This is a genomic window from Variovorax sp. ISS6, from assembly GCF_056523145.1.
Map to the genome: position 1 here is coordinate 6181449 of NZ_JAWRZC010000001.1, position 14688 is coordinate 6196136.

Below are 14688 nucleotides of genomic sequence, written 5' to 3' on the forward strand. Positions count from 1 at the left end.
GGGGGTGGCGAGTATGCCGCAACCGGAAACCGGCCGCCCTCGAGCGCCCCCTCACCAGGCCGTGGCGACGCCCTCGAGCGCGCGCCGCGCCAGCAGGAAGGTGGCGGCATTCCAGCTCTGGCCCGCCATGCCCATCGGCGCCAGCGTGCGGCCATGGAACCACTCGGTGAAGCGCCAGCCGTCGAGCTCGTTGGCCCGCGCCAGCTTCGCGAGCTCGGCCCAGCCCTCGGCCTCGAGCCCCAGCCTGGCGAGCGCCATGGCCCAGAAACCGCCGACGAAGGGCCAGATGCCGCCGTTGTGGTACTGGTGCACCAGGTTCTGCCGGTGCCGGCCCATGTAGGCGCGCCACAGGTCGTGCTGCGGCGACAGCGGATGCAGCACCACGCGCACCGGGTAGGGATCGCTCGCGCGCGCGCCCTCGATGGTGTTGACGATGCGGTGCGCCATCGCCTCGTCGGCCAGCCCGGCCTGGATCGCCAGCACGTTGCCGAACACGTCGCCCTCGTCGCCCACCACCGCGAGGTTGACGAAGCTCAGGTACAGCCCCGGATCGCGCCGGCCGCGCCGTGCGTAGTGCTGCAGCAGCCGCGCGCGGTGGTATTCGGGCAGGTCGCGCTGGAACGGGTTGAACAGGTGGTTGAAGTGGTGCCGGGTCTCGTCGGCCTGCGCGATCCCGAAGCGGCGCTTGACGTCGAACCACAGCGCGTTGGTGTAGAGCACGTAGCCCGAGCGCGGCATGATGTCGGCCCAGTCGCTGGCCTCGTTCTGCTGCAGCAGCCGGAAGTGCTGGTGCTCCTGCGCCAGCAGCCAGCCGACCGCGCGCTGCACGCCGTCGGCCCAGTGCGTGGCGCCCACCTTGCCGTGGCGGCGCACGTGGTCCACCGCGATCAGCCACCACAGCGTGGCGTCGATGCAGCCCAGATACCAGAAGTCGGCGTCCTGGCCCTCGGGGTCGACGTATTTCGGGATCTGCCCGTTGGCCGCCTGCTGCGCCGCGAGCGCGTCGAGGCTCGCGACCGCGCCCTGCTCGAGCGCAGGCACGCCGCTGCCGCACATCGCCATCACGCAGATCGCCGCGTCGCGCCCGAAGATGCGCGTGTAGCGCCGCGCCACCGCGGCCTCGGTGCGGCTCGCGGCCAGGATGCCGTGCGGCGTGAGGTTGGCTTCGAGCAGCGCGAGCGAGGCCTGGGTGCAGGCGTCGGCGAGCGCGAGGGAGGAGGTGTCGAGCGTCGTATCGGTCATGGGTCGGTGCGTTCGCTGGAGATCGTGGCTTCGGCCTCGGCCGCGCCATGGTGCAGGCCCATGCCGGCCCCGAGGCCCGCGCCCATGCCGGCGCCCATGCCGCCGCCGCCCATGCCGCCGCCTCCGCCCTTGCCACCGCCACCACCACCGGCACTGCCGCCGCCACCGCCCGCGCGCTCGCCGCGCGTGGCCGTGCCCTTGAGCCGCAGCGGCCCCTGCTTCGGGATGCCGAGCGTCGGCGGCACCGGATCGAGGTCGAGCACCGCGCGGATGAAGGTGCGCAGCGAGACCACGAGCTCGGCCGTCTCCACGCTGCGGCCCGCGACCATGTCTGCCGCGGCCTTCGCGGCCAGCCGCACCTGCTCCTCGGTGCCGAGCAGGATCACGTCGGACAGCGCGGTCTCGACCGCGTCACGGATGCGGCGGCGCCGGTCCGAGGCGGGCAGGCCGGCGTCGGCGCCGCCTTCGGCCTCGGCCTGCAGGCCGCGCGTGCGCAGCTCGCGCAGATGGCTGGGGTCGACCGCGAGCTCGCCGGTGAACGAGCCGCCGAGCACCTTGTAGGCCGCGATCAGGGTCTTGAGCCGCTCGTTGATCTGCCGGTTCTGCCGCTCGCGCCGCTGCTGCACGCTGAGCATCACGACGATGCGGATGCCCACCGCGACCAGCGACACGAGCACCAGGCCGAGCAGGGTCGAGAGCAGGCCTTGCCAGGATGTGAAGTCGAGTGAGTTGCGCATCGGGAAGCCGTGGCGTTCTGAAGAAAAGGCCCGCATCGCGCGCGGGCCGTGCGTCGGTTCACAGTATCCACAGGCGGGCAGCGCCCGGCTGTAGGTCGCGGCGCACGATGCGGCCCGCCCGAAAAAGCAGGCCGTCCCTCAGGGACACACCAGCTCCGTCTTCGCCACCGCGCACAGCCGCGCCTTCTCGGCCTCGGTCAGCGCCGGCCCCTTGACCATCCCGTCGAGCATCAGCACCGCGGGATAGAGCCGCCGGTCGCGCGGGTTCTTGCGGTAGGCCTGCATCACGCGCTGCTGGCTCTCGTCCTTGCAGACCTTGGCCATCTCCCGCTTCACCTCGCGGTCGCGCGCCGAGCCGTCACCGCCGAATTCACCGGCGAAGTGAAAGCACATCGCGGCATCCTCGACAGCCTGGCGCAACGGCTGCTCGTCCTTCGAAAAACGCGGCGGCGGCTCGCCAGCCGCGGCGGCAGGCAGCGAAACCAGCGCCGCGAGGGCTGCGGCAACGAAGGGGCGAAAAATGCGCTTCATCGAACGGATCCTCCAAGAAAAAAGGCCGCCCCGAAGGCGGCCTTGCCTGCATCGCGACGCGAAGCGGTTTGCTTGTTTACTTCTTGTCGCCGCCCGGCACCTTGCCTTCGACGCCCTTGACGTAGAAGCTGATGCCGGTCAGGAACTTGTCGTCGGCGACCGCGTCCTTGGCGACCACTTCTTTGCCGTCCTGGCCGAGGATCGGGCCCTTCCAGATCGAGAAGCTGCCGTCCTTCAGGCCCTTCTTGACCTCGTCGACCTTGGCCTTGGCCTCGGCCGGCACGTCCTCGGCGATCGACACGAGGTCGATGGCGCCTTCCTTGACGCCCCACCAGGCCTGGCCGGTGGCCCACTTGCCGTCGAGCGCGTCCTGGGTGGCCTTGATGTAGTACGGCGCCCAGTTGATGGTGGCCGAGCCCAGGTGGGCCTTGGGACCGTAGGCGGTCATGTCGGAGTCCCAGCCGAAGGCGCGCTTGCCCTTTTCCTGCGCGGTCTTGAGCACGGCCGGCGAGTCGGTGTTCTGGAACAGGATGTCGGCGCCGCCGTTGATGAGGGCGGTGGCGGCCTCGGTTTCCTTCGGCGGGCTGAACCACTCGTTGACCCACACGACCTTGGTCGTGATCTTCGGGTTGACCGACTGGGCGCCGAGCGTGAAGCTGTTGATGTTGCGCAGCACTTCGGGGATCGGCACCGAGCCGACGACGCCGAGCGTGTTCGACTTGGTCATGGCGCCCGCGATGATGCCGGCCATGTACGCACCTTCGTAGGTGCGGCTGTCGTAGGTGCGCATGTTCTCGGCGGTCTTGTAGCCGGTGGCATGCTCGAACTTGACGTCCTTGCTGTCGTTGGCGACCTTGAGCATGGGCTCCATGTAGCCGAAGGTGGTGCCGAAGATCAGCTTGTTGCCCTGGCCGACCATGTCGCGGAACACGCGCTCGGCGTCGGCGCCCTCGGGCACGCTTTCCACGAAGGTGGTCTTGATCTTGTCGCCGAATTCCTTCTCGAGCGCCTTGCGGCCGTTGTCGTGCGCGAAGGTCCAGCCGCCGTCGCCCACGGGTCCGATGTATGCGAATGCGATGTTGAGCGGCGCTGCCGGGGCCGGCGCGGCGGCGGCGGGTGCCGGAGCCGGTGCGGGCGCGGCGGCCGGTGCTGCCGCTTCTTCTTTCTTGCCGCAGCCGATCAAGGCTGCCGAAGCGACCGCCGTGAGGGCGGCGAGCTTGAGCAGGGAGCGCTTGTTCAGATCATTCATTGTCGGAAATCCTCAAAAAGGACGGGTTGGCGGAAAAACGAAAACCGCGATTATGAGCCGGGGTAGAACGGTTTCCCGATCGAAGCCGGCATGTTGACGCGAATGAATGCGGGGTTGCGCGAGATCAGGGCCAGCACCACGATGGGCGCGATGTACTGCAACATGCTGAGGAACTGCGAGGGCACGTCGACGCCGCTGCTCTGCAGGTGGAAGCCCAGCATCGAGACGCCGCCGAACAGGTAGGCGCCCAGCAGCACGCGCATCGGCCGCCAGGTGGCGAAGGTGGTGAGCGCCAGCGCGATCCAGCCGCGGCCCGCGACCATGCCCTCGACCCACAGCGGGGTGTAGACGGTCGAGAGATACGCGCCCGAAAGGCCGCACAGCGCCCCGCCCGCGATCACGGCCATGAGGCGGATGCGCCGCACCGGATAGCCCAGCGCATGCGCCGATTCGGGCGACTCGCCGACCGAGCGCAGCACGAGGCCGGCGCGCGTGCGGTAGAGAAACCAGATCAGGCCCACGGTCAGCAGCACGGCGACGTAGACCATCGGGTGATGGCGGAACAGCGCGGGGCCGAGCAGCGGAATGTCGGCCAGCACAGGAATCGCATAGCTGGCGCTCTCGGGCAGCTTGGCCTGCACGAAGTTGATGCCGGCGAAGGCCGAGAAGCCGACACCGAACAGGCTCAGCGCGAGGCCGGTGGCGTACTGGTTGGTGTTGAGCCAGATGACGAGCACGCCGAAGAAGGCGGCCAGCAAGGCCCCGGCGGCCATGCCGGCGAGCAGGCCGAGCCAGGGGTTGTGGGTGGTCACCACGGTGGCGAAACCGGCGATGGCGGCGCACAGCATCATGCCCTCGGCACCGAGGTTGACGATGCCGGCCTTCTCGTTGATGAGGAGGCCGAGCGCGGCGATGGCCAGGACGGTGCCGGCGCTCAGGGTGGAGCCGAGCAGGAGTGCGTAGCTGTCCATTTTTTTAGTGGCTCCTGTTGGTGTTCGAGAGGATGCGTTCGGGGCGCGTGCACAGGACAGCGGGTGCTTCCCTCCGCGAATGTCCCCCGCCTTCGGCTCCTCCTTTATTTCGCTGCGGGAAGCACCCACTGCCCTGTGCACGTAGGCGCAGTCGTTGTGTCGGCCGGTTCAACCGACCTGCCCCAGGCTCACGTCGATGGCGTACTCCCCGCAGCGAAATAAAGGAGGAGGCCGCAGGCCGGGGGACATTCGCGGAGGGGAGTACGCCGTCGGCGTGAGCCCACCCCGAACGAACCAGATCGAAAGCGCAGGACAACATCACAGCGCCCCCTCGGTCGTACGCGCAACCGGCGCAGTCAAAGGCGTACTCGCCTGCAAGGAACTCGTCGTGAGCACCGCAGCCTTCGCAGCCGCCTTGCGCCGAACCCGGTAGGCGATCAAGGTATCGCAAGCCAGCAGCGTGAACAGCAGCAGCCCCTGGAACACCCCCGTCAGCGACTTCGGCAGCCCGAGCCGCGACTGCGCGAGCTCGCCACCGATGTAGAACATGCTCATCAGGATGGCCGAGAACACCATCCCCACCGGATGCAGGCGGCCGACGAAGGCCACGATGATGGCCGCGAAGCCGTAGCCGGCCGGCACGTAGGGCGTGAGCTGGCCGAGCGGGCCCGCCACCTCGAGCGCACCGGCCAGGCCGGCCGCGCCACCCGAGGTCAGCAGCGCGATCCACACCGCGCGGCGCGCCGAGAAGCCCGCATAGCGCGCCGCCGCGGGCGCGAGGCCGCCGACCTGCTGCGCGAAGCCCGCGCGCGTGCGGAACAGGAACACCCACAGCGCCCCCACCCCCACCAGCGCGATGATCACCCCGATCGTCACGCGCGAGCCCTTGAACAGGCGCGGGATCTGCGTCACCGCCTCGAAGGTCTTCGACTGCGGGAAGTTGTAGCCGTTGGGATCCTTCCAGGGGCCGAACACCATGTAGCTCAGCAGCAGCGTCGCCACGTACACCAGCATCAGGCTCACCAGGATCTCGTTCGCGTTGAAGCGGTCGCGCAGCCAGGCCACGATGCCGGCCCAGACCATGCCGCCCAGCGTGCCCGCCACCAGGATCGCCAGCACGATCCAGCCGCCCGTGGTCTTGTCGGCCATCAGCGCCACGCCGCCCGCGGCGATCGCGCCGAACACGAACTGGCCCTCGGCGCCGATGTTCCATACGTTGGAGCGAAAGCACACCGCCAGGCCCAGCGCGATGATCAGCAGCGGCGTGGCCTTCACCGTCAGCTCGCCCAGCGCATAGCCGTTCTTGATCGGCTCGTAGAAGAACACCAGCAGGCCCTTGACCGGGTCCTTGCCGAGCGCGGCGAACAGCGCCACGCCGATCAGCACCGTGATCAGCAGCGCCAGGATCGGCGAGGCGAAGGTCCAGAAGCGCGAGAGCTCCGGACGGGGTTCGAGCTTAAGCATGGGCGGCCTCCTCGTTCTTGTTGCTCTTGCCGGATGGGCCCGGCCACAGCCCGCTCATCCATTCGCCGATCTGCGCCAGCGTCGCCGCCGCGCGGTCGATCGAGGGCGACAGCCGCCCCTTGGCGATCACGTGCAGCCGGTCGCTGATGTTGAAGAGCTCGTCGAGCTCCTCGCTGATCACCAGCACCGCGCAGCCCGCGTCGCGCAGCGCGAGGATCTCGGCATGGATCAGCGCGGCCGCGCCCACGTCCACGCCCCAGGTCGGCTGCGAGACGATGAAGAGCTTGGGATTGGCGTCGATCTCGCGGCCGACGATGAACTTCTGCAGGTTGCCGCCCGACAGCGAGCGCGCCGCCGCCTTCGGGCCACCGGCCTTGACCTTGAAGCGCTCGATGATGGATCTGGCCTGGCGCTCGAGCGCGCCGGTGCGGATCCAGCCGCCGCGGCCCACCGCGTCGCCGCGCGTCAGCAGCAGGTTGTGCGCGAGCCCCAGCGTGGGCACCGCGCCGCGGCCCAGCCGTTCCTCGGGCACGAAGTGCAGGCCCAGCGCACGGCGCGCGCGCGGGCGCAGCCGGCCGGCCGGCTGGTCGAACACCCGCACCATCGCCGCCTCGGCGCGCACGTCCTCGCCCGAGAGCGTGTAGAGCAGTTCCTTCTGGCCATTGCCCGACACGCCCGCAATGCCCACCACCTCGCCCGCGCGCACCTCGAAGGACACGCCCTCGAGGTCCACGCCGAACTGGTCCTCACGCGCCAGCGTGAGGCCCTGCACGCGCAGCGCCACCGCGCCCGCATGCACCGGCCGGTGCTCGAGCGGCGGCGGCTCGCTGCCGATCATCAGCCGCGACAGCGACTCGTTGCTCTCGTTCTTCGGGTTGCACACCCCCGTGACCTTGCCGCCGCGCAGCACCGTGCAGGCGGTGCACAGCTCGCGGATCTCGTGCAGCTTGTGGCTGATGTAGAGGATGCTGCAGCCCTCGGAGGCCAGCTTGTTGAGCACGCCGAACAGCTTGACCACCGCCTGCGGCGTGAGCACCGAGGTCGGCTCGTCGAGGATCAGCAGCTTGGGGTCGGTCAGCAGCGCGCGGATGATCTCCACGCGCTGCATCTCGCCCACCGACAGCGTGTGGACCGGCCGCGCGGGATCGATGTCGAGGCCGTATTCGCTCGCCTTGGCCGTGATGCTGCGCGCCACGTCGGCCAGCGCCAGCGACTTGTCGAGGCCGAGCCAGACGTTCTCGGCCACCGTGAGGGTGTCGAACAGGCTGAAGTGCTGGAACACCATGCTGATGCCCAGCGCGCGCGCCTGCTGCGGGTTGCGCAGGTTCACCGGCTGGCCGTCGAAAGCGACGCTGCCCTCGTCGGGCTTGACCGAGCCGTAGATGATCTTCATCAGCGTCGACTTGCCGGCGCCGTTCTCGCCGAGCACGGCGTGGATCTCGCCCGGTTGCACCGCCAGCGAGATGTCGCTGTTGGCGACCACCGCCGGGTAGCGCTTGGTGATGTGCGCGAGCTGGAGTCTGGGTGTTGTCATGCCGGTTCCGTGGGTTGTCTCGTTCGGTACAGGAATGGGCCTCGTCTCGCGGGTTCCGATGTACGTCGATAGCTATAAGTTTAATAGCGTCCCTGCGGAATCCGGACGATGGAAGACCCCGACTCCGGGGCTTGCGTTCGGTTTCCGGCTCAGTGGCCGGTCACATAGACGAACTTGAACAGGAAGATGGCGGCGATGACCCACACCATGGCATGCACTTCCCGTGCCCGGCCGGTGAACAGCTTGAGCACGGCGTAGGTGATGAAGCCGAAGGCCAGGCCGTTGGCGATCGAGTAGGTGAAAGGCATCGCCAGCGCGGTCACGGCCGCGGGGATGACCTCGGTGGTGTCCTCCCAGTCGAGCTCGACCAGGTCGCGCAGCATCAGGCAGCCCACGAACAGCAGCGCCGGCGCGGTGGCATAGGCCGGCACCGAGCCCGCGAGCGGCGAGATCATCAGGCAGGCCAGGAACAGCACCGCCACCACCACGGCCGTGAGGCCGGTGCGCCCGCCGGCCTGCACGCCGGCCGCGCTCTCCACGTAGGCCGTGGTGCTCGAGGTGCCGAGCAGCGAGCCCGCGAAGATCGCGCCGCTGTCGGCCAGGAGCGCCTTGTTCATGCGCTCCATCTTGCCGGGCACCAGCAGCCCGGCGCGCTTGGCCACGCCCATCAGGGTGCCGGTGGCGTCGAACATCTCGACCAGGAAGAACACCAGCACCACGTTGAGGATGCCGCCCTTGAGCGCGCTCAGGATGTCGAGCTGCATGAAGGTGGGCGCGATCGAGGGCGGCGGCGCGAACACGCCGTGGAACTTGTTGCCGCCGAAGAAGAAGGACAGCACCGTGACCGTGACGATGCCGATCAGGATCGCGCCGCGCACCTTGAGCTTGTCGAGCACCACGATGATCAGGAAGCCCAGCGTGGCCAGCACCACCGGTGCCGAGTGCAGGTCGCCCAAGGTCACGAAGGTGGCCGGCGAGGCCGCGACCACGCCCGCGCTCTTGAGCGCGATCAGCGCGAGGAACATGCCGATGCCCACCGTGATCGCCGTTCGCAGCGACTGCGGTATGCCCTGGATGAACAGCTCGCGCAGCCCCGTGACCGTGACGATCAGGAACAGGCAGCCCGAGATGAAGACCGCGCCCAGCGCGGTCTGCCACGTGTAGCCCATGCCGAGCACCACCACGTAGGCGAAGTAGGCGTTCAGGCCCATGCCCGGCGCCATCGCGATCGGGTAGTTGGCGTACAGGCCCATGATCAGCGTGCCCAGCGCCGCGATCAGGCAGGTGGCCACGAAGACCGCGCCCTTGGGCATGCCCGCGTCGCCGAGGATCGAGGGGTTGACGAAGATGATGTAGGCCATCGTCAGGAAGGTGGTGAGCCCCGCGATGACCTCGGTGCGCACGGTGGTGTTGTGTTCGTTGAGCTTGAACACCTTGTCGATCCAGTTCATGGGTTTCTTGTCTCCGGGATGTGTTGTCTCGTGTCGCGTCGTGCGGCGTTGTTCTGAAGAAAAAGCGGGCCGAGCCCGTCCCTGGCGCGAGCTCGGTCGCGCCTCGAGGTCCTTGGGGTTCTGGTGAGGGGGCCGGCGCCGTCAGGCGCCCAGGGGCGGCGGATCGCGCGCATCGCGCGCGGGCGGGGTGGGCGGACGCAGCGAGGCCGCCACGTCCTTGATGCATTCGCGCAGCCAGCGCGCCGAGCTCGACGAGTGGGTGCGCTCGTGCCAGAGCTGGTAATACATGAGCCGCGGCAGCGCCACCGGGCAGTCGAGGATCTTCAGCGGCAGCCGCGCGGCGAAGCGCTCGCAGTACTGGCGGCCGGTGGTCAGCACCAGGAGGCTCGAGGCCACCATGTCGGGGATCAGCCCGAAGTGCGCGCAGCGCGCCGTGATGTTGCGCTGGCGCCCGAGCTCGTCGAGCATCTGGTCGATGATGCCGCGCCCGCCCGGGTGCATGGGCGTGGGCGCGATGTGCTCGGCCTGCAGCCAGGTCTCCAGGTCCCAGCCGCGGCGCACCGCCGGATGGTCCTGGTTCACCAGCGACACCACCTCGTCACCGAACAGGCGTGCCATGTGCAGGTCCTCGGGTGGCTTGAGCCAGTTGCCGATCACCACGTCGACCTGCCCCAGCGACAGGTGGCCGTGGTAGTCGGAGTCGGGCGACAGCGGATGGATCTCGATGTGGCACAGCGGCGCCTCGCGCTTGACCTGCGCCACCAGCATGGGCAGGAAGATCGGGTCCATGTAGTCGCTGGCCGCGATGCGGAAGGTGGTGCTGGCCGATTGCGGGTCGAAGCCGCGCGCATCGGAGAACAGCATCTCGGCCGCGCGCAGGATGCTCGCGGCCGGCTCGATCATGCGCAGCCCCGCATCGGTGGGCACCATGCCCGAGCCCGAGCGCACCAGCAGCGGATCGCCCGAGAGCTCGCGCAGCCGCTTGAGCGCGGCCGACACCGCCGGCTGGTACATCCCCAGCCGGATCGCGGCGCGCGAGACGCTGCGGTCGGTCAGCACGGTGTGCAGCACCCGGATCAGGTGAAGGTCGATCTTGTCGAAAAGCGCCTGGTCTCTCATGGCCGCTCGCACGGAAGTGGTCGATGCGAGGCGTTATACAGCCGGGGAGCGGGATCGGACAGCCGGACGCAGAGGACGCGAAGGATCCGCGAAGGACGCAAAAGGAAGACATGGTGATGTTCAATCTGGCTTCTTTTGCGTTCTTTGCGAAATCTTCGCGTCCTCTGCGTCCGGAAATCCGTGTTCTCGGCGCTCATTCCACCTGCGATGTCGTCACGGCCGTCACGGCGCGCAGGATCGATTCGCTCGTGGCGGGCGCGCGCAGCGGCGGGTCGACACGGTGGCCGCCCGCGGCCGACACGGCGTCGCGGATCGCGAAGAAGACCGAGAACGGCAGCAGCAGCGGCGGCTCGCCCACGGCCTTGCTGCGGTGGATCGAGTCCTCGAAGTTCTGGCCCTCGAACAGCCGCACGTTGAACACCGGCGGGCAGTCGTTGGCGGTCGGGATCTTGTAGGTGCTGGGCGCGTGGGTCGTGAGCTTGCCGCTCTGCGGATGCCACACCAGCTCCTCGGTCGTGAGCCAGCCCATGCCCTGGATGAAGGCGCCCTCGACCTGGCCGATGTCGACCGCCGGGTTCAGCGACTTGCCCGCGTCGTGCAGGATGTCGGCGCGCAGCAGCTTCCATTCGCCGGTCAGCGTGTCGACGATCACCTCGCTGACCGCCGCGCCGTAGGCGTAGTAGTAGAACGGGCGGCCCTGCATCTTGTCCTTGTCCCAGCTCAGGCCGGGCGTGGCGTAGAAGCCGTCGGACCACAGCTGCTTGCGGTCGAGGTAGGCCTCGCCCACCACGGTGCTGAAGGCCAGCGTGCGGCCGTTGACCTCGACCTTGTCGTTGGCGAAGCGCACCGCGCCGGGCTCGCCGCCATGGCGCTCGGCCGCGCTCTGCGCCAGCCGCTCGCGGATCTGGCGCGCGGCGTCCTGCGCGGCCTTGCCGTTGAGGTCGGCGCCGGTCGAAGCCGCCGTGGCCGAGGTGTTCGCGACCTTGGTCGTGTCGGTGGCCGTGACGCGCACGCGCTCGAAGCTCACGCCGAGCTCGTGCGCCACCACCTGCGCCACCTTGGTGTTCAGGCCCTGGCCCATCTCGGTGCCGCCGTGGTTCACCAGAATCGAGCCGTCGGTGTAGACGTGCACCAGCGCGCCGGCCTGGTTGAAGTGCTTGACGTTGAACGAGATGCCGAACTTCAGCGGTGCCAGCGCCAGCCCGCGCTTGAGCACCGGGCTCGCGGCGTTGAAGCCGGCGATCTCCTCGCGCCGCGCGCGGTAGTCGCTCGTGGCCTCGAGCTCGGCCACCAGCTCGTGCACGATGTTGTCGGTCACGGTCTGGCGGTAGGGCGTCACGTTGTTCTCGCCCTTGCCGTAGAAGTTGACGCGCCGCACGTCGAGCGGATCGCGGCCCAGCGCGCGCGCCACCGAGTCCATGATGTTCTCGATCGCGATCGCGCCCTGCGGGCCGCCGAAGCCGCGGAAGGCCGTGTTGCTCTGCGTGTTGGTCTTGCCCGAGTAGCCGTGCATGCTGACGTTGGGCAGCCAGTAGGCGTTGTCGAAGTGGCACAGCGCGCGCGTCATCACCGGGCCCGACAGGTCGGCCGAGTGGCCGGCGCGCGAGACCATGGTGATCTCGGCGCCGAGCAGGCGGCCCTCGTCGTCGAAGCCCACCTCGTACTCGTACCAGAAGCAGTGGCGCCGGCCCGTGACCATGAAGTCGTCGTCGCGGTCCAGCCGCAGCTTGACCGGGCGGCGCAGCTTGCTCGCGGCCACCGCGGCCACGCAGGCGAACAGCGCCGACTGCGACTCCTTGCCGCCGAAGCCGCCGCCCATGCGCCGGCACTCCACGTGCACCTCGTTCGACTGCAGGTGCATCGCGTGCGCGACCAGGTGCTGCATCTCGCTCGGATGCTGGGTCGAGCAATGGATGTGCAGCGCGCCGCCCTCCTTCGGGATCGCGTAGCTGATCTGGCCCTCGAGGTAGAACTGCTCCTGCCCGCCGACGTCGAGCGTGGCCTTGAGCCGGCGCGGCGCGGCCGCGATGGCGGCGCGCACGGCGGCCTCGTCGCCGCCGTTGGCGGCACCGCCGCTGCGCACGATGTGCATCGGCGGCACCACGTACTGGCCGCGCGCATGCGCGTCCTGCGGCGTGAGCACGGGCGGCTGCGCCTCGATGGTCAGCGCGTCCTTGGCGCGCGCGGCGGCGCGGCGCGCGGCGTCGCGGGTGCGCGCGATCACCGCGAACACCGGCTGGCCCAGGTAGCGGATCTCGCCGCCGTCCTTCACCGACAGCAGGATCGGGTCGTCGTGGATGATCGAGCCGCAGTCGTTGGTGCCGGGGATGTCGTCGGCCGTGAGCACCGACACCACGCCCGGCATGGCGCGGATGGCGTCGAGCGAGAGCGCCGTGACGCGCCCGTTCGCCGCGGGCGACAGGCCCAGCGCGCAGTGCAGGGTGCCGGCGATCTCGGGGATGTCGTCGATGTAGGTGGCCTCGCCGGCCACGTGCAGGTGCGCCGATTCGTGCGGGCGGCTGATGCCCACGCGCACGCCCTGGTCGTGGGCGAGCGCCTCGGCACCCTGGTCGATGCGGGCGGCGGTGTTCTTCAGGTAGTCGGCAAAGGCCTCTGCGGGTTGCAGCAGGCGGGCATCGAGGGGCTTGTTCATGGTCTCAGACTCCTTGCGCGGCCGGCTTGGCGGTGGCGGCGTGCGGCATCACGCTCCAGACGCTGGTGGCGCTGCCGGGCAGCGCATCCTCGGCCCGGGTCTCGAGCCACAGGCGCTGGATCAGGTTCTGCGCCACCTGCATCCGGTAGTCGGCCGAGGCGCGCATGTCGGACAGCGGCTTGAAGTCCTGCGCCAGCGCCAGCTTGGCGGCATTCACGCTGGACTGGGTCCAGGGCTTGCCGACCAGCGCGGCCTCGGCCTGCGCCGCGCGCTTCACGGTGGCGGCCATGCCGCCGAAGGCCAGGCGCACGGCCTTGACCTTGTTGCCGCCGGGCTCGAGCTCGAGCGCGAAGCCCGCGCACAGCGCCGAGATGTCGCAGTCGAAGCGCTTGCTGATCTTGTAGGCGCGCACCTGGCGGCGCATCGCGGCCAGCGGCAGCCACAGGCCCTGCACGAATTCGCCGCTCTGCAGCTGGTTCTTCATGTAGTCGACGTAGAAGTCGGGCAGCGGCATGCGGCGCACCTCGGCACCGCGGCGCAGTTCGATCTCGGCGTCGAGCGACATCAGCACCGGCGGCGAGTCGCCGATCGGCGAACCGTTGGCGACGTTGCCGCCCATGGTGCCCGCATGGCGGATCGGCGGCGAGGCGAAGCGCAGCCAGACGTCGGCCAGGCTGGGCACGCGCTCGACCAGCGCCGCGAAGGCCGATTCGAGCGAGGCGCCGGCGCCGATGTAGAGGTGGTCGCCGCGGACCTCGACGGTCTTGAGCTCGGGCACGTCGCCCACGTAGATGATGTCGCCGAGGTCGCGGAACTGCTTGTTGACCCACAGGCCCACGTCGGTCGAGCCCGACAGCAGTTGCGCGCGCGGCTTCTGCTCGCGCAGCGCGGCCAGCTGCTCGAGCGAGCGCGGCGCGTGGAAGCGGTCGATGCGCGCGCCCAGCGGGGCCGCGTACTCGAAGCCCGCGGCGTCGGCGGGCGGGTTCAGCGCGGTGAGCGCGGCCACCACCGCGCGGCTGTCCAGCCGCACCGGCGGCAGGTCGAACATGCGCTGGCCCGCGTCGAGGATCGGGCGGTAGCCGGTGCAGCGGCACAGGTTGCCCGAGAGGTCGTCGGCCAGTTGCTGGCGCGAGGGCTGCGTGCCGCGCGCCTGGTGATGCTCGTAGGCCGACCACAGCGACATCACGAAGCCCGGCGTGCAGAAGCCGCACTGCGAGCCGTGGCAGTCGACCAGCGCCTGCTGCACCGGGTGCAGGCAGTGCACGGGATGCGGGCGCTTGTCGCCCTCTTGAAGCGCGGGGGCCGGGGCTGCCTGCGAAGCTTGGCACTGGTCCTTGAGGTCCTCGACCGTGAACAGCGCCTTGCCGTTGAGCGTGGGCAGGAACTGGATGCAGGCATTGACCGTCTGCAGCCGCAGGCCGCCGACCGCGTCGGGCGCGCCGGCCTCGGCCAGCTCGCCGATCACCACGGTGCACGCACCGCAGTCGCCCTCGTTGCAACCCTCCTTGGTGCCGGTGCAGCGCGCGTCCTCGCGCAGCCAGTCGAGCACCGAGCGGGTCGGGTGGACGCCACTGACGTCGACGACCTGTCCGCGATGGAAGAATCGGATGGGCTGGCTGGGGCTGTGGCTGCTGCTCTCGGTACTCATGCTGTCGTGCTCGTGGGGTGGCGCGTGGTGGCCAAGCCTGGACGTTAGCGGCTTGCGCCGCCGCACGCATACCGTGGTGCCCATATTGC

Annotated in this window: 11 protein-coding genes; all 11 read right to left on the minus strand. The window is 69.5% G+C overall.

The features are described 5' to 3' along the window. Positions 1–51 precede the first annotated feature (51 nt). The 11 genes from AC1HIL_RS28495 to xdhA all read right to left on the minus strand — a co-directional run bounded on the left by AC1HIL_RS28495 (position 52) and on the right by xdhA (position 14599). Positions 52–1242, minus strand: a complete 1191-nt coding sequence (locus AC1HIL_RS28495; RefSeq protein WP_479670578.1) for a glycoside hydrolase 100 family protein — start codon at positions 1240–1242, stop codon at positions 52–54. Beyond that, complete coding sequence (locus AC1HIL_RS28500; RefSeq protein WP_422096179.1) at positions 1239–1979, minus strand: hypothetical protein; 741 nt, start codon at positions 1977–1979, stop codon at positions 1239–1241. Before AC1HIL_RS28500 ends, AC1HIL_RS28495 begins: the two co-directional genes overlap by 4 nt. A gap of 138 nt (positions 1980–2117) precedes the next feature. Beyond that, positions 2118–2510 carry a hypothetical protein gene (locus AC1HIL_RS28505; RefSeq protein ID WP_479670579.1) on the minus strand — a complete coding sequence of 131 codons (393 nt, stop codon included), beginning with the start codon at positions 2508–2510 and terminating at the stop codon, positions 2118–2120. Positions 2511–2586: 76 nt separating this feature from the next. Beyond that, positions 2587–3759 carry a BMP family ABC transporter substrate-binding protein gene (locus AC1HIL_RS28510; protein WP_479670580.1) on the minus strand — a complete coding sequence of 391 codons (1173 nt, stop codon included), beginning with the start codon at positions 3757–3759 and terminating at the stop codon, positions 2587–2589. A gap of 50 nt (positions 3760–3809) precedes the next feature. Continuing rightward, a complete protein-coding gene (locus AC1HIL_RS28515; protein ID WP_057591998.1) occupies positions 3810–4730 on the minus strand; it encodes an ABC transporter permease in 921 nt (306 codons plus the stop codon). A 318-nt stretch (positions 4731–5048) separates the two neighbouring features. Beyond that, a complete protein-coding gene (locus AC1HIL_RS28520) occupies positions 5049–6194 on the minus strand; it encodes an ABC transporter permease (RefSeq protein ID WP_057591999.1) in 1146 nt (381 codons plus the stop codon). Beyond that, the gene (locus tag AC1HIL_RS28525) at positions 6187–7728 is read right to left on the minus strand and encodes an ABC transporter ATP-binding protein (protein ID WP_422096176.1); all 1542 of its coding nucleotides are present in this window, start codon (positions 7726–7728) and stop codon (positions 6187–6189) included. Before AC1HIL_RS28525 ends, AC1HIL_RS28520 begins: the two co-directional genes overlap by 8 nt. A gap of 149 nt (positions 7729–7877) precedes the next feature. Beyond that, positions 7878–9179 carry an NCS2 family permease gene (locus AC1HIL_RS28530; RefSeq protein ID WP_093340442.1) on the minus strand — a complete coding sequence of 434 codons (1302 nt, stop codon included), beginning with the start codon at positions 9177–9179 and terminating at the stop codon, positions 7878–7880. Between the two features lie 141 nt (positions 9180–9320). Continuing rightward, positions 9321–10298 (minus strand): LysR family transcriptional regulator, encoded by a 978-nt coding sequence (locus AC1HIL_RS28535; RefSeq protein ID WP_057592004.1) that lies wholly within the window; start codon positions 10296–10298, stop codon positions 9321–9323. A 193-nt stretch (positions 10299–10491) separates the two neighbouring features. Beyond that, a complete protein-coding gene (xdhB, locus tag AC1HIL_RS28540) occupies positions 10492–12951 on the minus strand; it encodes a xanthine dehydrogenase molybdopterin binding subunit (RefSeq protein ID WP_422096175.1) in 2460 nt (819 codons plus the stop codon). Between the two features lie 4 nt (positions 12952–12955). Further along, a complete protein-coding gene (gene xdhA / locus AC1HIL_RS28545) occupies positions 12956–14599 on the minus strand; it encodes a xanthine dehydrogenase small subunit (protein ID WP_479670581.1) in 1644 nt (547 codons plus the stop codon). Between the last annotated feature and the right edge of the window lie 89 nt (positions 14600–14688).

What these genes read in the sequence shown, in the direction of transcription:
- AC1HIL_RS28495 (WP_479670578.1), bottom strand. Translation starts at nt 1,242, where the DNA reads ATGACCGATACGACGCTCGACACCTCCTCCCTCGCGCTCGCCGACGCC.
- AC1HIL_RS28500 (WP_422096179.1), bottom strand. Translation starts at nt 1,979, where the DNA reads ATGCGCAACTCACTCGACTTCACATCCTGGCAAGGCCTGCTCTCGACC.
- AC1HIL_RS28505 (WP_479670579.1), bottom strand. Translation starts at nt 2,510, where the DNA reads ATGAAGCGCATTTTTCGCCCCTTCGTTGCCGCAGCCCTCGCGGCGCTG.
- AC1HIL_RS28510 (WP_479670580.1), bottom strand. Translation starts at nt 3,759, where the DNA reads ATGAATGATCTGAACAAGCGCTCCCTGCTCAAGCTCGCCGCCCTCACG.
- AC1HIL_RS28515 (WP_057591998.1), bottom strand. Translation starts at nt 4,730, where the DNA reads ATGGACAGCTACGCACTCCTGCTCGGCTCCACCCTGAGCGCCGGCACC.
- AC1HIL_RS28520 (WP_057591999.1), bottom strand. Translation starts at nt 6,194, where the DNA reads ATGCTTAAGCTCGAACCCCGTCCGGAGCTCTCGCGCTTCTGGACCTTC.
- AC1HIL_RS28525 (WP_422096176.1), bottom strand. Translation starts at nt 7,728, where the DNA reads ATGACAACACCCAGACTCCAGCTCGCGCACATCACCAAGCGCTACCCG.
- AC1HIL_RS28530 (WP_093340442.1), bottom strand. Translation starts at nt 9,179, where the DNA reads ATGAACTGGATCGACAAGGTGTTCAAGCTCAACGAACACAACACCACC.
- AC1HIL_RS28535 (WP_057592004.1), bottom strand. Translation starts at nt 10,298, where the DNA reads ATGAGAGACCAGGCGCTTTTCGACAAGATCGACCTTCACCTGATCCGG.
- xdhB (WP_422096175.1), bottom strand. Translation starts at nt 12,951, where the DNA reads ATGAACAAGCCCCTCGATGCCCGCCTGCTGCAACCCGCAGAGGCCTTT.
- xdhA (WP_479670581.1), bottom strand. Translation starts at nt 14,599, where the DNA reads ATGAGTACCGAGAGCAGCAGCCACAGCCCCAGCCAGCCCATCCGATTC.